18 protein-coding genes and 1 other RNA gene are annotated in these 24,285 nt (G+C 54.3%); 3 read left to right on the plus strand and 16 right to left on the minus strand.

Going from position 1 to position 24,285, the window contains the following annotated elements; genetic code table 11:
* Positions 1-44: 44 nt before the first annotated feature.
* The 4 genes from HW273_RS09070 to HW273_RS09085 all read right to left on the minus strand — a co-directional run bounded on the left by HW273_RS09070 (position 45) and on the right by HW273_RS09085 (position 7,592).
* A complete protein-coding gene (locus HW273_RS09070; protein WP_179011704.1) occupies positions 45-3,503 on the minus strand; it encodes a zinc ribbon domain-containing protein in 3,459 nt (1,152 codons plus the stop codon).
* Between the two features lie 24 nt (positions 3,504-3,527).
* The gene (locus HW273_RS09075) at positions 3,528-5,342 is read right to left on the minus strand and encodes a zinc-ribbon domain-containing protein (RefSeq protein WP_179011706.1); all 1,815 of its coding nucleotides are present in this window, start codon (positions 5,340-5,342) and stop codon (positions 3,528-3,530) included.
* Positions 5,343-5,427: 85 nt separating this feature from the next.
* Positions 5,428-6,978, minus strand: a complete 1,551-nt coding sequence (locus HW273_RS09080) for a DUF2207 domain-containing protein (protein WP_330604035.1) — start codon at positions 6,976-6,978, stop codon at positions 5,428-5,430.
* Positions 6,979-7,040: 62 nt separating this feature from the next.
* Entirely contained in the window at positions 7,041-7,592 is a 552-nt protein-coding gene (locus tag HW273_RS09085; protein WP_243206778.1) for a LemA family protein, read from the minus strand.
* A gap of 451 nt (positions 7,593-8,043) precedes the next feature.
* On the opposite strand from HW273_RS09085, the gene HW273_RS09090 reads away from it, so the two are divergent.
* The 3 genes from HW273_RS09090 to HW273_RS09100 all read left to right on the plus strand — a co-directional run bounded on the left by HW273_RS09090 (position 8,044) and on the right by HW273_RS09100 (position 11,290).
* Positions 8,044-8,520 (plus strand): hypothetical protein, encoded by a 477-nt coding sequence (locus HW273_RS09090; RefSeq protein ID WP_179011710.1) that lies wholly within the window; start codon positions 8,044-8,046, stop codon positions 8,518-8,520.
* Between the two features lie 30 nt (positions 8,521-8,550).
* The gene (locus HW273_RS09095; RefSeq protein ID WP_179011712.1) at positions 8,551-9,225 is read left to right on the plus strand and encodes a hypothetical protein; all 675 of its coding nucleotides are present in this window, start codon (positions 8,551-8,553) and stop codon (positions 9,223-9,225) included.
* Positions 9,226-9,457: 232 nt separating this feature from the next.
* Positions 9,458-11,290 carry a hypothetical protein gene (locus HW273_RS09100; protein WP_179011714.1) on the plus strand — a complete coding sequence of 611 codons (1,833 nt, stop codon included), beginning with the start codon at positions 9,458-9,460 and terminating at the stop codon, positions 11,288-11,290.
* A 198-nt stretch (positions 11,291-11,488) separates the two neighbouring features.
* Here HW273_RS09100 and HW273_RS09105 read toward each other — a convergent pair whose 3' ends face one another.
* The 12 genes from HW273_RS09105 to ssrA all read right to left on the minus strand — a co-directional run bounded on the left by HW273_RS09105 (position 11,489) and on the right by ssrA (position 24,175).
* Positions 11,489-12,562: a D-alanyl-D-alanine carboxypeptidase family protein gene (locus tag HW273_RS09105; protein ID WP_243206779.1), complete on the minus strand. Its 1,074-nt coding sequence runs from the start codon at positions 12,560-12,562 to the stop codon at positions 11,489-11,491.
* Positions 12,563-12,985: 423 nt separating this feature from the next.
* Positions 12,986-13,912 carry a ketopantoate reductase family protein gene (locus tag HW273_RS09110; protein WP_179011716.1) on the minus strand — a complete coding sequence of 309 codons (927 nt, stop codon included), beginning with the start codon at positions 13,910-13,912 and terminating at the stop codon, positions 12,986-12,988.
* 15 nt (positions 13,913-13,927) lie between these two features.
* Positions 13,928-14,617, minus strand: coding sequence for a cyclase family protein (locus tag HW273_RS09115; protein ID WP_179011718.1), 690 nt, complete (start codon positions 14,615-14,617; stop codon positions 13,928-13,930).
* Between the two features lie 97 nt (positions 14,618-14,714).
* Positions 14,715-15,626, minus strand: coding sequence for an AEC family transporter (locus HW273_RS09120; protein WP_179012515.1), 912 nt, complete (start codon positions 15,624-15,626; stop codon positions 14,715-14,717).
* A gap of 18 nt (positions 15,627-15,644) precedes the next feature.
* Positions 15,645-16,931, minus strand: coding sequence for a TRAP transporter large permease (locus tag HW273_RS09125; protein ID WP_179011720.1), 1,287 nt, complete (start codon positions 16,929-16,931; stop codon positions 15,645-15,647).
* Positions 16,932-17,414 (minus strand): TRAP transporter small permease, encoded by a 483-nt coding sequence (locus HW273_RS09130; RefSeq protein ID WP_179011722.1) that lies wholly within the window; start codon positions 17,412-17,414, stop codon positions 16,932-16,934.
* 61 nt (positions 17,415-17,475) lie between these two features.
* The gene (locus HW273_RS09135; protein WP_179011724.1) at positions 17,476-18,573 is read right to left on the minus strand and encodes a TRAP transporter substrate-binding protein; all 1,098 of its coding nucleotides are present in this window, start codon (positions 18,571-18,573) and stop codon (positions 17,476-17,478) included.
* Positions 18,574-18,694: 121 nt separating this feature from the next.
* The gene (gene yiaK / locus HW273_RS09140; protein ID WP_330603990.1) at positions 18,695-19,699 is read right to left on the minus strand and encodes a 3-dehydro-L-gulonate 2-dehydrogenase; all 1,005 of its coding nucleotides are present in this window, start codon (positions 19,697-19,699) and stop codon (positions 18,695-18,697) included.
* Positions 19,700-20,173: 474 nt separating this feature from the next.
* A complete protein-coding gene (locus HW273_RS09145) occupies positions 20,174-21,163 on the minus strand; it encodes a LacI family DNA-binding transcriptional regulator (RefSeq protein ID WP_207718941.1) in 990 nt (329 codons plus the stop codon).
* Between the two features lie 218 nt (positions 21,164-21,381).
* Positions 21,382-22,995: a phosphoenolpyruvate carboxykinase (ATP) gene (pckA, locus tag HW273_RS09150; RefSeq protein ID WP_179011726.1), complete on the minus strand. Its 1,614-nt coding sequence runs from the start codon at positions 22,993-22,995 to the stop codon at positions 21,382-21,384.
* 194 nt (positions 22,996-23,189) lie between these two features.
* Positions 23,190-23,573: a VOC family protein gene (locus tag HW273_RS09155; protein WP_179011728.1), complete on the minus strand. Its 384-nt coding sequence runs from the start codon at positions 23,571-23,573 to the stop codon at positions 23,190-23,192.
* A gap of 258 nt (positions 23,574-23,831) precedes the next feature.
* Positions 23,832-24,175, minus strand: a transfer-messenger RNA (tmRNA) gene (gene ssrA / locus HW273_RS09160).
* Between the last annotated feature and the right edge of the window lie 110 nt (positions 24,176-24,285).

Below are 24,285 nucleotides of genomic sequence, written 5' to 3' on the forward strand. Positions count from 1 at the left end.
CAGACCGGGCGCCATCCGCTTCCCTTCCCCTGCCATCCTGCGCTTCAATACGCATCCGAGAGCTTCGTTCCGGTATATATGGTCCGGAAGGATGCGAACTGGTTGTCCATGGCGCTCTCTCCGGTGAAGCGATTCACCGCCCCATTCCGAGCCCCTGCACTTCCATCCCCTGAAAACTGAAGCTTCAGCTCTGCCGACAATCCGTATTCCGCAAGATTGTACTGATTTCCCTGCGAATCCGTGTACAGGGTGTTTTGGGGCCTTAAGCGAAGCTCCTTCCCGTCTCTGTCATAGCTTCCCTCATAAATCTGCTCCGGGGCTCCTTCAAAGTGAAGCACTGCCTCCATGATTCCCTCCCGTGGAGACGGGCGAAGCACCAGTCTTCCCCTGCTGACGGTCTTTGACTGTTCCCCCATCGCTCTGTTGTATTCCTCTATATACCGGCTGATGTCCCCGGAAGCGTCATTTCCCGCCGCCTCTCTCATCATTTCAATATACTGATCCAGCATCGGACTGCTGTAGTTCTCCAGTTCTGCCTGAATCTCCCATGTCCCGCAGATCTCATCGGAAAGGGGCACAGGAACCGCGTCAGATTCCGGTCCCAGACAGGGCTTTTCGCTCCGGATGCTGTCACCGACGGACTCCTGCAGGGTGAGAACCAGATTGTTTCGCTCCTCCTGACTCAGCTTTTTTTCTATTTCCGAAATGTCAATTTGAACCGCTCCCGCTGCGAGATCCTTTTTTGACAGTTCTTCTTTGTGAAGCTCTTTTTGACCGGTACGGAGCGTGATGACATAAGCGCCGACGATTTCATTCCCCGGCCAGGCATCGGAGACAGGCAGCTTTACGGAGAGTGCGGAGCCGGAACGCGCAAGCTCCGGCGCCCCGGGCTTTTTCATAAGGTAGAGTGTATAGCCGCTCTTATTGCCGTCCCAGAAAATCCCCTCCGTCTTTTCGGCAGTTCCGCCATCCGCCTCCATCAGATAAACGGTTTCCTTCTCCGCCCAGACTCTTGGCATAAAAAACACACCGCCCTCACACTCCCGGTAATCCTCATTCTTTTTCTTATTAAGAGGCGTGATCCTGAAATCAGACATTTTTTCTTTGAAATCGTCATCATACTTGAGAACCATGGCATATTCTGTCGGCGAAGTATCCCCTCTGACCAGACCAACTCGTCTCACCCGTGTCGTATAATTCTTATTCAGCAGCTTGACCTCTGTCTTACCGCTGCTGATGCGCAGCTCCGTCAAGGGCGAAAAAACCGGATTGCTCCCGAGAGCCTCTCTGTAAAAATTTGTCTGGTAGCTCTCCGCAAACTGATGATAGGCCTCTGTCAGCCCCTTCTCATCCAGAGAAAACGCCTTCTTCAGGATGGTTGACACCGCTCTATGCCCACAGAGTCCTCTGTAGCTCAGCAGTATCATCGAGTATCTTTGCATCTTTTTCTCCCGCAGATAGGTCAGGAACGGGGCGACCGGATACGAGACGGTTGCCTTATCCGCTAGTATGTACAATTTTTTCGGAGGAACGAGCTTCCCTTCCGGATAGCTTGTTTCCACATCGTCCAGCGGAACCGCGAACCAATATACATCTTTAAGATTCTCCAGAATCGCTTCTCTGGGTGAGGTAATCGGGTTTTCTGCCGCCTCCTTAAAGTGATCGTAGGCCATGGTCTCCAGATCCTGTGCGCTCATTTCGTCAAACTTATAGTTCCCGGTTGCATTTGACTTGTATCCCCTTTGCACTGCATGGAACAGCTCATGGCAGACCGTGCAGAGCAGGCGGTCATAAGTGAGCTTATCTCCCCGGAACACCCGCTCCATGGAGAGGACCATATAGGGATTCGACAGGATAGGAGTCTGTGTCGCGCCGTAGGCCCCCTTGTCATCCGTGCTCAGCTCGATTCGGAATTTATAGCTGGGCATTCTCAAATTCAGCTCCTCCTTCATCCATTTCCACGCCCGCAGTGCCGCTTCGCAGACCTTTTCCACTGCCTCCAGCTCCTGCCTCACATCGCGCATGACGAGCGGTGCATCCTGATACTCCTCCAGATTTCTCTTGACCCGTTTATAATCCGGATCTGCTTCCACCTTTTGTGCAGTTAATTTCTTAATCCTGGCCTGAAATTTTTTCGAAATTCTGTTTGCAGTGCGAGTCAGTTCGGGATCTCCATCATTCTTCCACCGTGCAAACTCCTTGTACATTTCATTACGATTATTAAAATCCCTCAGCAGCGGAGCTTCTTCCTTCTTGATCTGCTCAAAGGCTTCCTGCTCTGCTCTTTTTTCCAGCTCCAAATAGTGCTGTTTATTGATACTCAGCAGTTCCTTTATAAGGCTTTTCCGATCCAGTCTGATCTCCATAACAGCCTTGTCCTTGTACTTTATGTCAAAGGTTCCGGTGAGGGGGTTAAAATAAGCGCCACTTTTTATTCCAAGCAATGTATCATGGACAAGACTACCTAACCCTAGCCCTACACCCAGCCATATCGCCCCTGAAGCAATTGCGACCAGAAGGCTGTTCTGCTTCGCCTCTATCGTCGCATTGCCGCCGTTCCGACCGACAGGATACTCGTACCATTTTCCGGCGGAATCGATGCGATAGACCCGCAGGAGGTCGAAGTCCTCCTTCTCCAGCCCCAGCTTCTCCAGCTCGATCTCAACCGTATAGTGGCCGGGCAGCAGCTCATCATCTGCCATGCCTGCATCCAGCTCCCACAGCCCCAGTAAAAGAGCCGGCGCTCCGACAGCCTCCGGGATCGCAGCCGTAACGGCATCATATTGTGCCGCATCTGCAGGCTCCACCGAAAATGTTCTATCGCGGTCAAGGGCGTTTTTCTCCGCAGAGATCGTAATGCCATACGGCGTTTTCATACGAAACGCCTTGCTCTTCCCCTCCGGCAACACCGTCGCCGCGCCGATTTCCTCCCCTTCCTCCGTGGCCTCCCAGCCGCTTTCCTCTCCATAGAGCCAGCTGTAATGGCCATGGGACCCCCTCTCCGCCGCAGCTTCCGGAAACAGGGTTCCCGCAGCATAGGCCGCATCAATCGCGGCATACTCCGCTTCCAGCTCTTCCGGTGACAGCGCGAAGGAATCCGATATCTCTCCCCTGTTCCCGCCTGCTGCGAGCTGTCCCAGGACAGTGTCCGACAGCTTCACGCGAACGAAGCCGGGATACGCGAAGCTCACGAAAACCGCAATGACCAGCCCCACGGCAATCACAGGCTTCAAAGAACGGAGGCTGCGGGCAGATCTCGTTCTTTTTCCGCCTTGTCCGGTTGCTTTCATTTTCCCCTGCCGCGCGGCAGCTTCAACCGGCTGTCCGCAGCTGGCGCAAACCATCTCTCCCTGCCCCAGCGGCTGTCCGCAGTTACGGCAGAATCTCGTCCGCCTGCCCTCTGTCTCCGGAGCCGCCTGCACCGGCACTGCTTTGCCGCAGCCGCCGCAAAAGGCGCTGTGCTCCGAGAGCTCTCTTCCGCAGTATCTGCAATATTTTCCCATGGCAAAGCTCCTCTTTTACGAATATCAGTGTGCCCTCCGCATCAGTGCGATCCTGTCTGTCTCTCCGGATATCCAGTAAAAGGTCCCCACTGCATATTCCGTCATTCCATCCGTGGAAAGGTAGAACGCATCAAAATCCACCTTTGCATAAGACGACTGCGCGCTCGCCGTTCCTCCGGTCTCGTCGTATGTACCGCTGAACACATCGCTCCCGGACTCCTCTACAGTGCTTCCCTCATTCTTATCATACAGGTATTTCCAGTTCATACTTATATTGAAGCGTCCCTTCTCTGCCTGAATGTCGGCATTGAAATACCGCTCGGCATCATAGCCATAGACGCCTTCCTCGTGAAACATAAATGCCTTCCAGCCGCCGTTTAATGCCGCCGGCCGGTCGGTAATCCGGATGGCCAGCGCCGGGTCGGTAATCACTCTGCCGTTTTCCTGTCCGCCGCTTATGATATAGTCCATAAACCAGTCAAACTCTGTCGCGTATGCGATCTCCTCCGTCGAAAAGTCTGCGGGATTCACTGCCGAGGCATCCCCCCGGGAAATAACGCCCCTGCCGCTTTCACGATCCGGCGCAACTCTCGAAGCTGACGGATCATAGCTTCCGTCCGCGCCGACATAATAACCATCCGGCGTACAGGCATTGCGCAGCATACGTCCGTCTTCTCCTACATAATAGTAGCGGCCCGCATCCTCGATCCAGCTGTTTCGAACCGAAGCTCCGCCCTTCTCATAGTACCAGCTGTCTCCGGACTGAACCCAGCTGCCCCCGGTAGCTGTCGGAGCAGACGCCCCGGATTCACGGATATCCGTCGTGGCCGATCCGGTCTTTCCTGCCAGCTCCTCTGCCTTCCGTCCCAGCGCATCGATCTTTACGCCGTCGATCGTCCCGGAAACGGCAGATGCGCTGCCTCTTTCGTCCTTTGAGAGATCCTCCGTAAGCTTGTGCACCGTGAAATCTCCCTGAAGCGTCACATCCATCCCATTCCCGGACATACGCACCCGGATGTTTCCGGCAACGATTCGGTCGCTTCCGTCTGTACAGTATGCGCCTCGGTGATCGAGAGAGGCATGTCCCCGACTTCCTGTTTTCTCTTCCTGCTGCATATCAAGCTTCGCCTGATACGTGCCCTCCGATATCTCCGTGATCTTCAGCGCTGCGATTTCGGCAGCCGTAAGCTCTTCCGGATCGTCATAATCCCTGCTGGAGAATGTCATATCATGCCCCATTATCGGCCATTCAATCGTCCAGTGACCGTCCTCCTCCACCTCCAGACTGCAGTCGATAGGTTCGCGGAGCAAGCGTGCCTTTTCATCGGCAAAATCCGCAGGCACGCCTTTCATTTTTTCAAAGCCGTCCATTACGGTCAGCTGAATCTCGCCTTCATATTCGCCGATCAGATCCGAAATCCCTGCATCGCTTTTGATCTGGTATCCTGCCGGAATCTGAATCTTCGACAAAGCATCTGTACCGGCACTTTCTGCCCGCCCGCCCATGCCTGCGCCGGGCTTCTGCCTTTGCGTCTCAGACTGCGCACGCTTCGTTCCCGCGTCCCTGTCCCCTCTGTTCTTCAGCACAGGAACGATCAGAGCGCCGAGCACTGCGACAAGAATAACAGCTCCGCCTATCAGCACCGCCTTAAATATATGACCGGATGCCACTGGTTTTACAGCTCTCTGTCCCGCGCGAGCTCCCATATCCTCAGTCTCGACATGCAGATTCCCATGGGCGGGTGCTGCGGACGCCGGAGTCTTCCCGGCTCCGCAGACTTCACAGAAATTCGCGTCCTCCGGCATCGGTGCCCCACAGTTTGTGCAAAACTGACTCATTTTCTCCCTCCCTCTTTTTCAGAATTCGATAACAAACATTAGAGAAACGCTGATTTATTCATGACGCAGGTGCCACCTGTCCCGTTCACCTTGAGCCTCCGCCGCTGCTGCCGCCCGAGGAGCCTCCTCCGCCGCCTGAGGAGGAGCTCGAGGAGGAGTGCTGCGAAACCGCAGAGCTCACGCTCCGGCCTATGCTGTTCCTGTAAAAGCTTGAATACCCTGTCACCACGCGCACCTCTCTCTCGTACTGCGGGGAGATATGACGCAGCGCGGCAAATTCCTTCTCCACCGTATCCGATATGCCAAAGAAGCCTCCATAGACCAGATACCAGTGCCAGATCGGGAGCTCCTTGCTGCTGCGCTCGTCGATGAGCGTCATGTCCTTCAGAAACTGCATGAGTCCCGCATGCCGGTCAAAGGCCTCCCGGATCTCTCCCGACTGCTTCCACGGTCTGCCTGCACCCTTCAGACCGCGCTGCCTCAGCTTATGCCGCGTCTCAAGCTCTGTGTTCTGATGCAGCTTGTATATGGACTCTCCGAAGGAGCGGTGCCGCATCTCCTTTGCTGCCAGCACGCCGTCATGGTCGGTATCCGCCAGCCGAAAAAGATCGTAGAGACTCCGCAGCACAGGATCTCCCTCCGGCGCATTCTTCAGACGGAGCTCCATATCATTTTTCCCTCCCGTCTGCATCGGCTCGATACAGCCTGAAAAAATGAGCTCCAGCGTCCCCGCCAGCGCGAAGTTGCCGCACGCCTGCCCCCGGGAAACAGCCCCGCTGTAAAACGTGCTCTCCCCGAAGCTGTAGGGAAGCGGCACATCCCGCACATAATTGAGATCAGCGAGATAGCGCTTTCTGCGGCGCAGCATTCTGATCTGAAAGAGAAGAAATGCGAGCAGAAGCAGCAGCGTCGGCGTATAGCGCAGCAGCTCTTTGATCGGCAGTCCCTTGCTGTAATCACTGCCCTTCAGCGCCTCCTGATACGTCTTCTCCCAGCTTTTCTCTGCCCAGGGTGCGTCGTACAGCGTTCCGGCTTCGATTGCCGCCAGCACCGTGAGATAACCGTGCCTGTCGATATCCTTCTCCGTGGCGACGCAGATCAACCCGTCTTCTATTTTCTGTCTCCCGTGAAAGCCGAAGCTCCATATGCTTGCATTCTCCTCGGAGAGCGCCTCTCCCTCGACGGAAACTGTCAGTCTGAGCTCCGTGGGTCCCGTCGTCATCCCGTCATTAAAAAAGCGGATATGGAAGCCGTCGCATTCATAATCGCCGGATTTGTTCCTGTATCTGTGCGCAAGCCCCTTCATCGTGTAGCTGACCGTATAGCTGTGGCTCCCATAGTCTGTGATACCCCAGCAGAGTTCGGTATCCTCGCCATAATGAATCCCGTAATATCCTGCCTTTTCTGCAAAGGATGCCTGCACATCCCAGTCATCGAGCCATTCCAGCGGCGCGCCGTCCATGGATACCGTGAAGTTCTCGATTTCGGTCTCCGAAAGCTTTGTGATATAGTTTTCCGTGGTATCTCTGTCGTTGAACATCCCTGTCCAGACCTCTGTGACCTGCACATCGCCATCCCGCTCGATCACAGCTGTAATCTCATCCGAAAGCAGATGGTTGGCCGCCTCAGTGCGCACAGCCAAAAGCAGAGACAGCGCCAGCGCACAGCAGCAGTCGGAAGCTCTTTTTCATACGCACCTCATTCCATCGTCACTGCGCCCATTTTCCCTGCCTCCATCATGAGATACCCGCGCTCGGAGAAGCCCAGCATCCCCGCAATGAGAGAGGTCGGGAACATTTTCAACTCACGATTCAGCTTTGTCGCACAGTCATTGTAGACCATTCTTGCCGTCCGCACCTGATCCTCACGCTCGTTTACCGCTGCCATGGCACGCTGATAGTTGCCGTCCGCCTTGAGCTGCGGGTACTGCTCCACGAGCGCATTGATCCGCCCCAGCGCCGTGTCGAAGGCGGTCTGCATCTCCTCCGCAGCCATAGCCGTACCACTACCCCTGCTTCTCGCGCTGATGATCTTCTCCAGTGTCTCTGCCTCATGGCTGTCGTAGCGCTTCACGAGATGATTGATCGCCGTGAGGGAATCAAATCTCGACTGCGCCTGCACATCGATCTGCTTCAGCGCATTGGTCAGGTTCTCATCGATCCGCACCAGCCTTCGCTGCGTGGAAATGAACCAGGCTGCCAGAAGCAGCACGAGAATTGCCAAAACCGCTACAATCATAATTATTTTCATACCCCTTCTCCTTTCCTGCCTTTCCTGTACTGTATGTACTGTGTTTTCCTGCGACATTTTCCCTGCTGTTTTCTTACTTTCATTTTTCCTACTTCCATTATACAGAATAAGATTCGAAATGCTTGCTTGGCACAGCAATTGTCAGTGCCATTTCCTGTGCCATTCTTGTGTTGCGTCTCTTTAGCTGTTATTTTATAGTAAAATAACAGAGGTATTCAGGGGTTATTTTAGGGAAGCACTGATTTATCCATGACTTACGTGCCAACGGGCGTGATGCCGCAAAAGCGTGCGGAACGCCGGTACTTAATGAACATAAGTACAACAAAGTGTGAATTTAGTACCGTTGCGTAGAGCCCCGAACGAGAGTGTCTTTTGCGGCACACACCCATAGCACGAGCAACATGAATAAATCAGTATTTTCTTAGGGATTTTTACAGAAGAAAGGAGCGCCATGCCGCAGAGAACGCCGGAAAGCCGCAGGGAAAAGACGCGGGGCACGCTGCCTGCCGCGCTGCGCAGATGTCTGCTCCTGCTCCTCTTGCTCAGCAGTCTTTCTGCCGCCTGCGTACGTTCCAACGATGCGCCCCCTTCCCCAGACACAGAGGAACCGCCCGCGCACAGCGGATGCTACGTATCGGAATACGGAAATTTTCGTTTTCACGGCGATGGGAGTCATCTCACGGCAGCGCTTCTGCTGCCCGACGGGCATGAACTGAGCGGCGATATGTATTACCGCTTCCAGTGGGAGCATCACGGTGTCTGCCGCTATGACGTCGCCTCTCTCCTCGTACTGGCAGAGGAGAACAGCGGGGATACGCTCTGTGAATTTCAGGTGCTCTCTGCCAGCGAGGAGTGCATCTCTCTGTGTTACTTCGCGGATGATGCGCAATATGAGTTCACCCTGAAAAAGCAGGAAGGCATAGCATAAGGCAAAATACAAGGCACGAGGGAGGGAAGTATGAAACAGGAAAAAAATTTCACGGATTCCGCAGGCGGCACACAGCCGGCAGAGAGCCGGCAGATCAGCGAGAATATCATCCTCTGCCGTGACGGAAGCTACCGCTGGATCTATGAATTTCCCATGCTGAGGAATCCCGTCATTCTGCTCACCGTCCTGAAGGTGCTTCTCCTCCCCCTGCTCATCCTGTTCTGCTTCCTGCTCTCGTTACATCTCCTCGACGGAGAGGCGCCCGTTCCCTCTCCCGGGGAAGCAAAGGTCTTCCTCCTGCTTACAGTCTTTTTTCTGCTGCTGGGGCTGCTCGCCTATTTTGTTTTGGCAGCTCTGAAGCGCTTTCGCTACTGCGTTCTGTTTGAGATGAATGAGCTGGGCATCTCCCACACAGAGCTTCCGAGGAGCTTCCGGGCAGCACAGCGGGTGGCAGTTCTCACCGTTGCAGCCGGTCTTGCCACCGGACATCTCGGCACTGTCGGCACCGGTCTTCTCGCCGCTGCAAAGCAGAGCTCCAGCAGCGAGTTTTCAAAGCTCCGCAGCATCCGGGTGCTGCGCCATTTTAACACCATAAAGCTGAATATGGCTCTGGAGCGGAATCAGGTCTACACCGCTCCGGAGGATTTTGATTTTGTTCTTGGCTTTATAGAAAAACATCTCCCGCAAAGGTGCAGAAAAAGCTGAAGCACTGTCCTGACCGGGAGCGTCCTCCTGCCGTTGCAATCCCTATGCCGAAAGCTTCGGCGCCAATAAGATCCACGTACTGCTTATTGCCGTGTCCCACTTCGATCTTGTAAAACTCGGTGAATCCGGCTTCGCCGGACACAGACTTCGTCTGTGCCAGGTCGTTTCGCAGTTTTCTGATGGAAACTTCTCCATTGGCAGCAGACTTATACAATAAAAGGAGACTACGACTATGCGAAAAGAAAAAATCGATATTCTATTTGAACTGCTGAACTGCACGAACTCAGATCTGGCCCGTCTCCTCGGCTGCGCACCGTCCAGTATCAGCCGCGTCCACAGCGGAAGCCGCCACTACACCCCCAGCTCCCGCCCCATGCTGCGCTTTGCAGAGGGAGTATACCTCTATGCAAGGAATCACAACGCGCTTCCTGCACTTGTCAGGCTCTGCGGCGCAGACGGCGAGGCACGCGAGCTCCTGATTCCGTCGCTGATCTCCTGGATCTGTGAAGTTGAAAGGGCAAGCCTTAATCCGCTGCCCGTATCGCAGAAAGCCACTGTAGGCAAACAAAAAGGCCGCTGCTTCGGGGAGCGTCTGGACGATGTCATGCGGCTCCTCTCATGCTCCAATATGCGACTCGCACTGAAAATCAGCATCGACGCATCTGCAGTCAGCCGCTTCCGGAACGGTCTGCGCTATCCAAAGCCTCCGATCTCCGAGCTGATCGTCTCCACCCTTCTCCAGCGCGCACAAAAGCAGGCAAAGCTACGAGAGCTGTCGCTCCTCTGCGGCATCCCCGAAAAGGAGCTTATCCACGATACCACAAAGTTTTCCGCCTGGCTCTACAACGGCAGCATGAGTTCTGTCCGCAGCGCCGTAGACAGCATGCTGGACAGCATAGAGTACTTCTCACAGCAGCATATACCAAAGCTTCCCGCCCCGGAAGCCATCGCCACCGCGTCAATTATAAACAGCCCCAAAAAGGTCTACTGGGGTACAGAAGGACTGCGGGAGGCCGTCATACGCTTTCTGGGCTCCGCCGCGCAGGAGGGCGGCGAGCTTTGGCTCTACTCTGACCAGAATATGGAATGGATGGTAGGGGATTCCTCCTTCTGCACCGCGTGGACAGCTCTGATGGTAGCCTGCCTGCGCCGCGGTGTGAAAATGCGTATCATACACAATGTCGATCGCAGCACAGAGGAACTATTGCCCGCGATACAGAAATGGGTTCCCCTCTATCTCTCCGGACTGATTGAACCTTATGTATGCCGCTTGGAACCGGATCACCGCTTTGCAAAGACCATCTTTCTGCGCTGCGGCGGCTCCTGCATTCTCGCTTCCGTTCTCCGCGGCAGTGAGGATGTGGGACGCTATGAATATCTGACCGACACGAGGATGCTGGAGTTTGCGGCCGCCCAGTATGAAGGATTGATGGCAAATTCCCGCGCGCTGCTTCGCGTTTATACGGACGACTACCGTACACGGCTCACCATAAGCCCGGAGGAATCGAGCCTTCAGTGCCTGCTCTCCTCACTCTCCTTCGGAACCATGCCGAAAAAGCTGCTCGCTGACATTCTGGCGCGCAATGAAATCCATGACACAGAGCGGAAAAATATCATCGCTTTTCACTCGCATCAGCGAACCCTCTTCCAGTCTGTCATAAAAAAGGGAATGTGCAGCGAATACCTGGCACTGCCCAGCGATGAAGCACTCTTTTCAGCACAGGTGAGAATCAATCTTCCCTACGCGCTCTCAAAGCGCATGCTCTTCTACACCGCTGAGGAATATGCCGCGCACATACATGAGCTGCTTCATCTGCTGGACGGCAAAGACGGCGGCTACGAGCTCATACTTCTCCCGGAGCTCCCCTTCTCCAGAATACAGATCGCCGTGACGAATACGCAGCTCGATGTCATTCTCACAGAGAACCCGCGCCGTACCTTCTTCTTTACGGATCCTCGCATGATACACGCATTTCAGGAATACTTCTCCGCAATGAAGCAGCGCTATGCCACGACGCCCCAACACACGCGTCAGCAGCTGATGCAATTTCTGGGGGACTGCTAAAGTCCCCCGCCTGTCTGATGTGTTTTCTGTGCCGGAATGCCCACATGCCCTGTACATAAAAAACCTCCCGCAGGCATACGCCGCGGAAGGCAGGTGTAAAGCACGAAAAACAGATATCAGCTGCAGAAAACAGGTATCGAGCACGGAAAACAGGTAGCAAGCATGGAAAGCAGATATCCGTTACGGAAAGCAGGCTCTTCAGGCTGTGAAGCTCCGATACAGCGCTGCCTGATCGTAAATGCACTGCCATGTCCCGGAGCCGTACGCCGTCACGACGATATAGTGCTTCCCGGAGGCGGAGGTTCCGTAGCTCGCCGCACAGAACATGGACTGCCGCACATAGCCTGTCTTCGCCATCCGCACCGCAGCACCGCCCAGCTTCTGATCCTCGATCCGCCGCAGGAAGAGATTGGAGAAGCTCAAGCCGCTCGCGTGCTTGTTGGTCGCTGCCGTCGTATATTTGTGCGCAGAGAGCACCTCCCGCGCCAGCGGGTTCTTCATCGCTGCGTTCAGAATCTCCGCCATATCTCCGAGCGTCGTCCTGTGCTCTGCATGGTAGAGCCCGGTCGCATTGGTAAAATGCGTGTTCGCGGAAAGCCCCAGCTCCTGCGCCTTCTGGTTCATCAGCTTCACAAAGGCCTCGTCCGATCCTGCGATATGCCGCGTCAGCACCATCACTGCATCCGCGCCGGAGGGGAGGACGATTCCATACAGCAGATCCTTCACCCGCACCTGCTCTCCCGCCGTAAAGCCGCAGTTACTGGCATCGTGCGCATGGATATAGTCCACGATATCCTGCGTGACGGTCAGCTTCTCCTCCAGATTCGAAACCCGCTCCGCACAGACCAGCACCGTCATGATCTTCGTCATAGAGGCGGGATAGATAACCTGCGAGGCGTTCTTCGCCGCGACCAGCCTGTTCTGATCCAGATCGTAGACTGCCGCGTATCTGCTGTTGACGGCATCCCCGATCGCCTGCGTCGCACTGTCTGCCGTAAGCTTCGACAGATTCCCGCTCGCCGCGGAAAACGCTGCGCTGTTCTGTGCCGCGGCTGCCGTCGTTTCCGGTACAGACTCTGCGGCAGTCTCAGAAGCGGCGTTCTGTCTCTCCCCTATATCCTGCACCGGCCCGTATTCGCTGATCCCCAGCAGCCTCTCCTCCGCATACGCATCCGCCGCAGCTCCTGGCAGCACTGTACCGAAGCCGAGAGAAAGGCACAGACTCATCCCTACTGCCGCCGCAAGTTTCCCGCTTCTTTTAAACCATTTCATTTTTCCGCCCCTCTCTCGAATCCGTGGCGCCTTTCTTTTTGGCTCTGGTTTTTCATAGCTTATTTAACACTGTCCACGAATCGTGCCAGCAGTATTTCTTGAATCCATTTCCCGTCGTCAGCTTACTTTTTCATCAGCCGACGACCGGGCTGCACCTCAGCCGGCTGCAAGCCGCACGTGCAGCTCCGCTGTCTTCGGCAAAGTGCAGAGCCGTTCCGACTCCCTGCCGTCTCTTTCAAAGCATTCATTCACATATAAAAATAAGGTCTCCGACGCTTTTATGCAAGCGACGAAAACCTTACGTTTTCTCCACAGACCGGCTTCCTGTCTGTCATATCCAAAGGGGGAAGCCTCCACTGCCCTCAAATATTCTTCTACTCTCTTTTCTCTTTTCTTTCCTCTGCTCTCTATCCTTTCTTCTCTCTACGCTCTGCTTTCTTCGTCCCTTCTCTCCATGGCGTGCACCATGTTTACGACGAAGCGGTGGCTCGGAACCTCGATGCCGAGCCTCTCTGCGGCACGCACGACAGAGCCGCTGATGGTATCCACCTCGGTTCTTCTGCCGCTTCGGAGATCCGCGCAGATAGAGGTAATCCCCTCCGGAGAATTCACAGAGGTCTGGCGGATCTTCTCCGCAAGCGCCGCCTCATCCGCCAAAAGTCCCATGGCATGCGCGACCTCAACCGCTTCATGAAGCAGCGCAGAAGTCAGCTGCCATGCGCTCTCGTTCCGGCTGATATAGCCCATCTTCACCTGCAGAATCCCTGTCACAGCACTCAGAGAAACATTGGTGAAGAGCTTATCCCAGATCAGCTGCTGAATATTTTCATGGATTCGGACATGGAAGCCACAGGTCTCGAAGCTTTCCTTCAGCTTCAGAAGGAAGCCCTCTCTATCCTCGCAGAGCATCCCGACATTGGTATTCCCGACACCGCCGCGGCGGACATGTCCGAGCCCGAGCACCGCGCCATTGTCTTCTGTCGTTCCGATAATGATATGCTCACGATCTACAAACTCTCCGAGGATGTCCTCATGTCCGGAGCCGTTCTGCAGGGTCAGAATACGGGTGTTTTTCCCAAGCATCGCCCTGTTTCCCTCCAGCGCCGCTCTGGAATAAAGCGCCTTCACGAAGAGGATCACGAGATCCATCTCCGGCAGCCCCTCTGCGCTCTGCACTGCCCTCGGATGGTAGACATTGCTGCCGCCGTCCTCCTCGAGCACGAGGCCCTCCGCATTGATCTGCTGTACCAGCTTGTCATAGGTATCGATCAGATATACCTCATTGTGCTGCGACAGATGGCCCCCGTAAATCGAGCCCATCGCCCCCGCACCGATTACCGCTATCCTCATAGCGCCGTCCTCTCCTTATGAAAACTCAGCAAGCCCCTCAATGGCATAGGCATGAACCGGGCTGGAATCCAGTCCCTTGATCGGAAGTCCTGCGAAGGAAATAAAGAAGACGTCCTTCTGAAGCGCCTCCAGATTCTTCAGTACCTCGATGAAAATGATGTTCTCCGCGAGCAGGATATCATGGAACGGCTTCACATCCTCATTGCAGTTCTCGATGGAAACACCGTCGCCGAAGCCGACCGCCTTCACCTTCTTCGCACGAAACCACTCCGCCGTTTCCGCATTGACGAAGAGCCGCTTGTCGATCTCGGTATTCGTGTCCTTCGTGAACGGATTCAGCTTATAGGAGGAGTCGATAATGACGATATCCCCCTCCCGTACCTTTCCTGCGCAGCGATCCAGATCCGCCGCAGTGATATGTCCGTTCGGTGCGATGCTGTCCTTGAAATCCACATAGACGCCGCGTCCCAGGAAGGTGCTGAGCGGAACCTCCGTCACATCCGGCCAGTTATCGTCGTGATGATAGGGACACTCCGCATGCGTGCCGAGGTGGGACATAATGTCGAAGTTGGTGTGAAAATCCGGGATCAGTCCTCCGGTATTGAAGCGGTCCAGCTTACATCTTCTGGTCTCCGTTGCAGGATCCACCAGCTTGGAAAGATCCACAAGTCGTAATCCGTTTCCCAAATCATAAACCGTCTGCATACATTCCTCCTTTTAAAATGAATTATATTTTTGTATCCACAGCCATTCGCACCTTCGCGATGTTTACACATCGCTTTGTGTGACGCGCTTACAGCAATTATAATACAACAAGCAGCGCTCCCACGATGCAGCAGATGCTCACAAAAATGGAAATCGAGTTGATCGCACTGGCAAGTCCCACATCCAGTCCGAGCTCCGAGGTGAAGGCGGGTGCGGCAGAGCCGAGCGGCGCGAACACCAGAATGCACAGCGTCTGCCGTACCTCCTGCGCGAACGGAAGCAGATAACAGAAGCCGATCGCCAGCAGCAGCGCTGTCCCGTAGCGTACTGCGATCACACGGACGATCGCTGCCGTCTGCTCCCGGCTTCCGGAAAGATGAAAGCCCACACCGATCATCAGCATCGCCAGAAAAGCATTGCTGTTTCCGATGATGCCCGCAAAATCCGTCACTGCAGGCGGGACATGGATATGCAGAAGCGCCAGTACGGTCATCAGCAGGTACACATCAAACGGCAGGGAGCGGAGCAGCTTCCGGAAAAGCTCCCGCACGGAAAACCTCCCTTCTCCGTTCAATGCGAAGCTCGCCATGCTGTAGGAAGCGCCCAGACAGATCACCGCATTTCCCGCATCGAAGAGGCTCGTCGCGATGACGCCCGCCGGTCCCAGAAATCCCTGGACAAACGGCAGCGTGAAGTTCCCGATGTTGTATCCGGGCAGGTTCATCACTGCAAAGGCTCTGCTTTCCCGATCCCTGCCAGCACTCATCAGGAAAGCGAGCAGAATGTAGAGCGCACCGCTCAGAAATCCCAGCAGACTGAGCCCCAGCATCCCTGCCGAAACCTCCTTATTGGCAAAGCTCGATACAATCGCTGCCGGAAGCGAGATCTTCAGCACAATCTTCGACAGCACCGGGAAGTCTTCCTCGCGGAAGAATCCCAGCTGCCGGAGCACATTTCCCAGCAGGATAATGCCGATAAAGCACAGCGCCTGCGTCAATACAGCGCCTATCCCCATTCTCTGCCTCGCTTAGAAGAGTCCCGGAAACAGTGCTGATGGAATCGCAAGCCAGAGATTCGGGAACAGCAGCATTAACAGCAGCACCACCAGCGAGGACAGGAAATATGGGAGTGTCCCCTTGAAGGCATCCTCTATCGTGATTCCGCTGATGGAGGAGGCGAGCAGGAGACAGAGACCGTACGGCGGTGTCACCAGTCCGAGCGCCAGTGTCACTACGATGATGAGTCCGAGAATAACCGGGCTGATCCCAAGTGCCACGGCAGACGGCAGAATGATCGGCACGAAGAGAATCATCGCCGGCACCGCATCCATAAAGGTGCCTACGAAAAGGAAGAACGCCACCACCACAAGCAGGAATACCAGTCTTCCGCCGGCGAGCCCCAGGAAGAAGTTCTGCACCAGAACATTCAGCTGATAGTAGCTGAGCAGCTCACCCAGCGCATTGGCAGTCGCCAGTGCGAAGAGGGAGAGGGATGACATCTTCATAGTCTCTATGAGGATGCGCGGAAGATTTCCGACCTTGATCGTCCTGTAAAAGAAGATTCCCACAAGCAGAGCATACATACAGGCAAACGCCGCCGACTCCGTCGGTGTGAACATTCCGGAAACGATGCCGCCGATCAGGATGATCGGGGTCAGCAGCGCCGGCATGGAACGATACACCAGCTTCAATGCCTCCCGGATCGGCACTCTCTTGCACTTCGGGAAATTCTTTTTCTTCGCGTAGAACTTCACCACAGCCATCATTGCGAGCCCCAGCAGGATACCCGGTACGATACCGGTCATGAACAGTGCGCCGGTGCTCACATTCGCAATGCCGGCATAGACGACCATCGTGATGCTGGGCGGGATAATGGAGCCAAGCGTCGAAGAGGCTGCCGTAACACCGACCGAAGTCCCCTTATCATAGCCCTGCTTCTCCATTGCCGGAATGAAGATCTTGCCGACGCCGGCGGTATCCGCCTGAGAGGATCCGGAGATCCCGGCAAAGATCATGGAAACGAGAATATTGGAATACGCAAGTCCGCCCTGAAAATGCCCGACCAGCGCATTGCAGCAGTCAATCAGCTTCTCGGTGATCTCGCCCTCATTCATCAGATTCGCCGCCAAAATGAAGAGCGGTACAGCGAGCAGCGTGAAGCTGTTCAGCCCGTTGAACATCTTGGTGAATACAACGGTATTGGGGATCGCGGAAAGAGAATGAATCCCAATGAAGGAAACCAGCCCCAGTCCGTAGCAGATCGGAACACCGATCGCGATGCTCGCGACAAAGATAATTACCAGTAAGGCTGCCATTTAATTCTCTCCTTTCGCGAGCTTCTCAAGATCCTCTGCAATCTGTGCCGCAGTGTAAATCGCCGCGCTCAGTCCGGAGAGCGGCAGACAGAGCCAGGTCGGCCCTCTCTTAAAGGACGGAATATTGACCCAGGTATAATTCCAGAACTGCTTTGTGATCAGAACGCCGTAGTACACCATCAGCACAGAAAAGATCAGTACAACCACTGCGATCACGATCTCCAGTATCAGTCTGGCACGCTCATTCTTCAGTGTGTCATAGAGCGAGGTGAAGGCAAAATGCCTTCTCTCATAGACCATCGCGCCCGCCCCCATAAATACAGCCCAGATGAAGGAATACATGGAGACATCCTCCGTCCAGGTCGCCGCAATCCCCAGATACCGGGAGAGCATCTGTATAACCACGGTAATCAGGAAGATAAAGAGGAAGCCCGCACCGATACCGATCTGGATTCTCTGTATAGTCTGAATTGCTTTTTTCATCTCATTCCTCTTCTAAGTATAAGGACAGCAGCCAAGAGCCGCTGTCCCGAAAAAGCTGTAATTACTTCGCTGCCGCACGGATCATTTCGAGTTCTTCGGTCATGTTATTGTCTGCCGCAAACTTGTCCTGAATCGGAAGTGCAATCGCCTTGAAGGCATCGATGTCCATATCCTCGAAATTGGTTACCTCTGCACCGTCTGCAATGACCTTCTCCTTGGACTCCTTGAACATCCGGTAAACGACCTCACGTTCCTCCTTGGTGCAGGCCTCGACGCCCTCGTCGATCCAGCCCTTCTGCTCGTCAGTCAGACCGTCATAGAAGTTTCCATTCATCAGCAGGAGACGGGTAGTATAGTCATGATGCGTCTCACAGATATAGTGCCCGTTGCCGGTCTTGTGGTGCTCCTTCAGCATCAGAGAGGTGTAATCATTCTCTGCAGAATCTACGACGCCCTGCTGAAGCGCCTGATAGAGCTCGCCCCATGCTACCGAGGTCGGAACGGCACCGCAGCCCTTCCAGAACTCCTGCTGCACCTGTGAGGACTGGGTACGGATCGTCATGCCCTTCAGATCTGCCGGCGTCTTGATCGGCTTCTTGCCATAGTAATCGCGGACAGAAGAGCTCCAGTAGGACATGATCTTAAAATTGTTTCCGGTCTTCTCCTTCACAACATCCTTCATCTTCGCGCCGAACTCTCCGTCAAGCGCCGCCTCCCAATGGTCAAAGCTGTTGAAAAGGTAGTTCAGGGAGAAGATATCAACCTGCGGAACACCGATCCCGGTCATGAATCCCGGAGATGCGACGATCATATTTGCCGCCCCCATCTCAAGCTTTTCAACCAGCTCGGACTCGTTCTCTCCGAGCGTTCCCTTGTGCACCGTTACGGAAATTTTGCCGCCGGACTTCTCCTCTACTACCTCCTTGAACTTATCCAGTCCATAGGAATACGGATTTTCCTCAGAGGTCTGGTTCGAAGCGACGATCAGGTTCAGCTCCGCTGCCCCGTTCCCTGCGGATGCGGATGCTGCTGCCGGAGCCGAGCTGCCTGCCGCTGCGCTGCTGCCGGTCGTCCCGCCTGCCGGCGCGGCGCTGCCGCAGGCGGCAAGCGATACTGCTGCCAAAATCCCTGCCAATACGAGTGATAAGCTTTTTTTCATAGTTTTACCCCTTTGTATGTGTACCGCCGCCGCTATGGCCGCGGTCAGTCAACGTTTCCCTGTCCGGAGCACCTCACAGCAGCTCCATGACGTTTGCTCCCTGTATAGCTGTATAAACAAGCTACATTGCCCTGATCTGCTCCCAGACCTCCTCGACCACCGGAATGCCGTGCTCGAGATTCTCTCTGCGGGTATTCCGCTCCCGCTCTCCCGGGTGTCGGATTTCTCCGCCGGATTCAACCGGCGTCGAGCTGCGAAGATCCGCTATCAGCTCCTCCACGATCCGATCCGTGGTTTCCACGCCGCTGAATCTGCGGGGATCCATCGCGATCAGAATCTGGGAAAGCCCCACCTCCGAGGAGAAGGTTCCGATCTTTTGCACCGAATTCGCATCGGTCATCATCGTCGCGATCAGATCCAGCAGGATCGAAAGCCCCGAGCCCTTCCAGTAGCCCATCGGAAGCACTCTCCATGTCTTCTCGATCTTCGCCGGATCGGTCGTGAGATTTCCCTCCTCATCATAGCCGCCCGGAACCGGAAGCTGCTGTCCCTTCAGTATCGTCTCCTCGATCTTGCCGTAGGAGAATTGTGAAAGCGCGCAGTCCACGACGATATGTGCGCCGTCGCTCCGCGGCACGGCGAGGATCAGCGGATTATTCCCGATTTTCCGCTCCACGCCGCCCCATGCCGGCATATTCGGCATCGTGTTCGACCAGCAGATCCCGATGAAGCCTGCCTCTGCCGCCTGCCAGCCATAGCTGCCGCCCCGCATCCAATGATTATTGTTGCCGAGTGCGACCATACCGATGCCGTATTCCTTCGCAAGCGCACAGGCCCGATCCATCGCCAGCTTCGCGTTCAGCGGCCCGAAGCCGCGGTGTCCGTCCCATCGCTCCATCGCGCCGAAGCGCATTACACAGCTTGCCACCGCCTGCGGATCGATCTCCCCCTTATCCAGATACGAAATCACCCTCGGGAAGCGGTTGACGCCGTGGCTGTAAACCCCGTCCAGACTATTCTGCGCAAAAACCTCTGCGGCACTCTCAGCATTCTCCTCTGAGAAGCCGCGGCTCAGCAGTATCCTTCGAAACGTATCCTTCAGCTCCTGAAAGCGTATTCTCAGCATTTTCCCACCTCTTCTCCTGTGCCTCACAGCTTCCGGCTCAAATTCCGGCAACTGTTCGGACTACAGCTCTTTATCACCGATGTGACCCTTAAAGGCACATTCTCAAGAGGAATATCCGGCGTAAAAAATGATTGTGCGGACAGCATCATGAACAGCTCGCCGGAATTCCGCCTCAAACTCTCAGCCCTCGTTCCTGCTCTGACGAATTGCGAAGGGCAAATAGCGAAGGGCAAATAGAAAATGGCCCAGCCGAACCATCAGCATTTTTCCCATTCCACAATCTTTGCAATCGATTGTGATTGCATAATAGCATAGTGTCGATATTTTAGCAATCGATTTCATTTGTCGATATGCACAAATATACTCGATATTTATTGTATGTTTCTCATAGGTGTCATTTCTCGACATCCAGAGACTTGTCACAAACATGACGAGTGCTGCCGAAGCCTTCGGCATGAGGGAAGCAGTACCTCCTCAGGTGCTTTCCCGCTCCAGAATATTGGCGGAAAGCACATGCTTCTGGCTGCAAATCCCCTCCTCCATTCCCACTCTCAGCATCTCCGCGGCAATGACGCTGGAGTCGAACATCCGATTGTCCAATGTAGACAGCTTCGGGTTGCAGATCTCTCCATAGATGCTGTTGTCAATGCCAATCAGTGCCAGCTCCTCCGGGATCCTATAGCCGGAATCCAGTGCGGCGCGAACGCCTCCGACCGCAATAAGATCCACGGAATATACGATCCCGTCCGTCTCCGGATGCTCTGAAAGCAGTCTTCCGGTGGCGCGATAGCCCTCCTCCACCGAGCTCTCCGCCGCTTGGTAGAGAAGCGTCTCCGGATCCTCTCCATACTCCCTGCGCTTCTTCTGATAGCCCTGTATCTTCAGAAGATTGGAGGGAGACTGCTGATCCAGAAGGAAGGCAATGTTCCTTTTTCCCTTCCTGCGAAGCAGCTCCATGCAGCTCTCCACTCCCTTCTTCTCATCGATCACCACACCGGAGACATTGGGCAGCTCTATAAAGCCGTTTACCACCACCACCGGAATTGCAGAGAGATACTTCTTTATTCCCTGCCGTACCAGCTCTCCGGTGAATTTAGAGCCGATAAAGACCACCCCCTCCACCCGACGCTGCTCCACCAGACGGATGCACTCCAGCTTCTGCTGCTCCCCCATCCCTGCCCCCATAATGATCGAGCAGTAGCCGCGCCGCGTCAGCTCCTGCTCGATTACGAAGGCGCTCTCGATATGATGACTCACGCGAATGTCCTCAATCAGAATGCCGACCATTCGCGTTGACCGCTTCACAAGTCCCCGCGCTGCGGCATTCGGACTGTAATCATACTTCTCCAGCAGCGCCTGAATCCGCCGCCGCGTTTCTTCCTTGACCCCGGGCTTCGCATTCACTACGCGGGAAACCGTGCTTGCCGCCACACCCGCTTCTCTGGCAATATCATAAATCGTCATAATCCTACCCTTATCCTCACAGCAGCACTCTCTACCAAATTACCAAATTTTCTTTTTTGAAATCGATTGTTTTGGAAATATTACCATAACAAAAGGGAGATTTCCACAAAAATCCGTGAAAATCTCCCTTTCTGATAAAAGCCGCAGCCGTCCTGCCGAATCATTTGCTCTTCATCGAAACAAGATCAAATGACAGACGTTCCTGCACTCCGCAGTATTTATGCCTTCGGCCCTGCTGCTACCAGCGCCTTGCCTGCCTCGTTATTCTCATACTTCTTGAAATTCTTTACGAAACGCGCTGCGAGATCCTTCGCCTTTGCATCCCACTCGGAAGCGTCCGCATAGGTATCTCTCGGATCGAGGATCTCGGTCGCCACGCCCTCGAGCTCCGTCGGAACCTCGAAGTCGAAGTATGCGATCTTCTTCGTCGGAGCCTTATTGATCGCGCCGTTCAGGATCGCGTCAATGATGCCGCGGGTATCCTTGATGGAGATCCGCTTGCCGGTGCCGTTCCAGCCAGTATTTACAAGGTACGCCTTCGCGCCGCTCTTCTTCATCTTCTTCACGAGCTCCTGCGCGTACTTCGTCGGATGCAGCTCGAGGAATGCCTGTCCGAAGCATGCGGAGAAGGTCGGCGTCGGCTCCGTGATGCCGCGCTCCGTACCGGCGAGCTTTGCCGTGAAGCCGGAAAGGAAGTAGTACTGCGTCTGCTCCGGGGTAAGGATAGATACCGGCGGGAGCACACCGAACGCATCTGCGGAAAGGAAGATCACGTTCTTCGCATCCGGCCCGGAGGACACGCCGTTTACCTTGGAAGCGATCTTCTCGATATGGTCAATCGGATAGGATACACGGGTATTCTCGGTTACGGACTTATCATTGAAGTCGATCTTGCCGTTTCCGTCCACCGTAACATTCTCAAGCAGCGCATCCCTCCGGATCGCGCCGTAGATGTCCGGCTCCGATTCCTTGTCAAGATTGATTACCTTGGCATAGCAGCCGCCCTCGAAATTGAAGATGCCGTTATCATCCCAGCCGTGCTCGTCGTCGCCGATCAGCAGTCTCTTCGGATCGGTAGAGAGCGTCGTCTTTCCGGTTCCGGAAAGACCGAAGAAAATCGCGGTATTTTTGCCCTCCATATCGGTATTGGCAGAGCAGTGCATGGAAGCGATGCCCTTCAGCGGGAGGTAGTAGTTCATCATGGAAAAAATACCCTTCTTCATCTCTCCGCCGTACCAGGTATTCACGATAACCTGCTCGCGGCTGGTAATGTTGAAGAGTACCGCCGTCTCAGAGTTGAGCCCGAGCTCCTTATAGTTCTCTACCTTCGCCTTGGAAGCATTGTATACGACGAAATCCGGCTCGAAGCTCTCCAGCTCTTCCTTTGTCGGCTGAATGAACATATTGGTTACGAAATGCGCCTGCCATGCTACCTCGACAATGAAGCGTACTGCCATACGGGTATCGGCATTGGCACCGCAGAAGGCATCCACAACGAAGAGACGCTTGTTGGAAAGCTCCTTCTTCGCGATCTCCTTCACCGCATCCCATGCCTCCCTGGCAGCCGGGTGATTGTCATTCTTATATTCTTCAGAGGTCCACCATACGGTATCCTTGGAATTCTCATCCATTACAATGTACTTGTCCTTGGGGGAACGCCCTGTATAGATGCCTGTCATTACGTTGACCGCGCCGAGCTCTGTCTCCTGCCCCTTCTCATAGCCTTCCAGATCCTTCTTCATCTCCTCTGCGAAGAGCTCGTCATAGGAGGGATTGTGTACGATCTCGGTCGTACCAGTGATGCCATACTTTGTCAAATCCACCTTTGCCATAAGATTAAACCTCTTTTCTTAAAATACCTGCTTTTGCAAGCAGCTTTGTATGAATATCCGAACAATGTAGATAATAGCGAATTGTGAAGGAAAAAGCAATGTCTAAACGGTGAAAACTCCGAAAATTTGTATAAATTTTAACGAAGAGGATAAAATCCTACCCGTGGTGCAAAGAGGAGTATGCGGATCGGATTTCACACCGTCAGCTCGATCTGATTTCCCTCGATCGAAAGGACACAGCTTTCATAATACCCGTCTCCGGTCGTTCTCGGCCCGGAAATCACCGCATAGCCGTCCTCCTTCAGCCGCGCCGTCAGCTGATCCACCCTTTCCGCGCTTCCCAGACTGAACGCAACATGAATAAAGCCAGTCCTCATCAGGGGTTTTTCCGGATCCTCCATCCCCGGTCGATTCATAATTTCCATCCGTGCACCGCCGTCAAAGGAAAGGAAATAAGACCGAAAATCCGTCTTTTCATTATGGTAACCCTCATTTGATGTCGCTCCGAGATACTTCACGAAAAACACTCTGGCTCTTTCCAGATCCTTCACATACATTGCAATATGCTCGATTCTCATATTCTGTCTCCTGCTCTCCTGATCTGTCCCCTGTTTCTCTGCATCCTGCAAAAATGCGTGCGCCCCCTATAATAAAGTCCTGAAGATTAAATAAAGCGCATCCTTAAACGCCAAACCCAGTCCGGCATTTGAAGATACGCTTCATTTTTAACATCACTCTCGATCTTACTGTCCTAATCGATTATCCGGATGCAATACAGTCAAAACAAACGTCCCATCCTGAAATCATATCTCCGAGTTGTTCGTTTAAGACTCAAAACGTGGACCTGATGGGAGTCGAACCCATGTCCGAAAACAAATTCCCTTTCCTTCTACTATCATAGTACACTTTGGAGATTCCCCACTGTGAGAAGATGTGCACGTCTCCACACAGCCGGTATCCTCTGATACGCCCGCAGCCGGGAGGAACCGGATGCGTCGTTTCTCACATAGATGAGGTCAGTACCCCGGGCTGTGAGTGATCCGGAACTGGCCGGCAGCGCTTAGGCTGCCAATGCGTAACTATTGTCGTTAGCGTTTGTATTTAAGTTTGAAGTTTAACGCAACTGTCTTTCGGATAGCTTCTAAAGCTGCATCGTCCCCGTCGAAACCGGTACAAGCCCATACGATATAGAAGATACTCAGAGAAAGTGTCCTCCGAGCATCTTCATTCTATCGAAAAAACTGTCTCCTGTAAATAAGCCGACGGTGGATTTCAGAAAAACGTAAGCTT

It is taken from the genome of Oribacterium sp. oral taxon 102 (assembly GCF_013394775.1).
GTDB lineage: Bacteria > Bacillota > Clostridia > Lachnospirales > Lachnospiraceae > Oribacterium.

Excerpts from the sequence above, each read along its gene's own strand:
- HW273_RS09070 (WP_179011704.1), bottom strand. The coding sequence starts at position 3,503 with ATGGGAAAATATTGCAGATACTGCGGAAGAGAGCTCTCGGAGCACAGC.
- HW273_RS09075 (WP_179011706.1), bottom strand. The coding sequence starts at position 5,342 with ATGAGTCAGTTTTGCACAAACTGTGGGGCACCGATGCCGGAGGACGCG.
- HW273_RS09085 (WP_243206778.1), bottom strand. The coding sequence starts at position 7,592 with ATGAAAATAATTATGATTGTAGCGGTTTTGGCAATTCTCGTGCTGCTT.
- HW273_RS09090 (WP_179011710.1), top strand. The coding sequence starts at position 8,044 with ATGCCGCAGAGAACGCCGGAAAGCCGCAGGGAAAAGACGCGGGGCACG.
- HW273_RS09095 (WP_179011712.1), top strand. The coding sequence starts at position 8,551 with ATGAAACAGGAAAAAAATTTCACGGATTCCGCAGGCGGCACACAGCCG.
- HW273_RS09100 (WP_179011714.1), top strand. The coding sequence starts at position 9,458 with ATGCGAAAAGAAAAAATCGATATTCTATTTGAACTGCTGAACTGCACG.
- HW273_RS09105 (WP_243206779.1), bottom strand. The coding sequence starts at position 12,562 with ATGAAATGGTTTAAAAGAAGCGGGAAACTTGCGGCGGCAGTAGGGATG.
- HW273_RS09110 (WP_179011716.1), bottom strand. The coding sequence starts at position 13,912 with ATGAGGATAGCGGTAATCGGTGCGGGGGCGATGGGCTCGATTTACGGG.
- HW273_RS09115 (WP_179011718.1), bottom strand. The coding sequence starts at position 14,617 with ATGCAGACGGTTTATGATTTGGGAAACGGATTACGACTTGTGGATCTT.
- HW273_RS09125 (WP_179011720.1), bottom strand. The coding sequence starts at position 16,931 with ATGGCAGCCTTACTGGTAATTATCTTTGTCGCGAGCATCGCGATCGGT.
- HW273_RS09130 (WP_179011722.1), bottom strand. The coding sequence starts at position 17,414 with ATGAAAAAAGCAATTCAGACTATACAGAGAATCCAGATCGGTATCGGT.
- HW273_RS09135 (WP_179011724.1), bottom strand. The coding sequence starts at position 18,573 with ATGAAAAAAAGCTTATCACTCGTATTGGCAGGGATTTTGGCAGCAGTA.
- yiaK (WP_330603990.1), bottom strand. The coding sequence starts at position 19,699 with ATGCTGAGAATACGCTTTCAGGAGCTGAAGGATACGTTTCGAAGGATA.
- HW273_RS09145 (WP_207718941.1), bottom strand. The coding sequence starts at position 21,163 with ATGACGATTTATGATATTGCCAGAGAAGCGGGTGTGGCGGCAAGCACG.
- pckA (WP_179011726.1), bottom strand. The coding sequence starts at position 22,995 with ATGGCAAAGGTGGATTTGACAAAGTATGGCATCACTGGTACGACCGAG.
- HW273_RS09155 (WP_179011728.1), bottom strand. The coding sequence starts at position 23,573 with ATGAGAATCGAGCATATTGCAATGTATGTGAAGGATCTGGAAAGAGCC.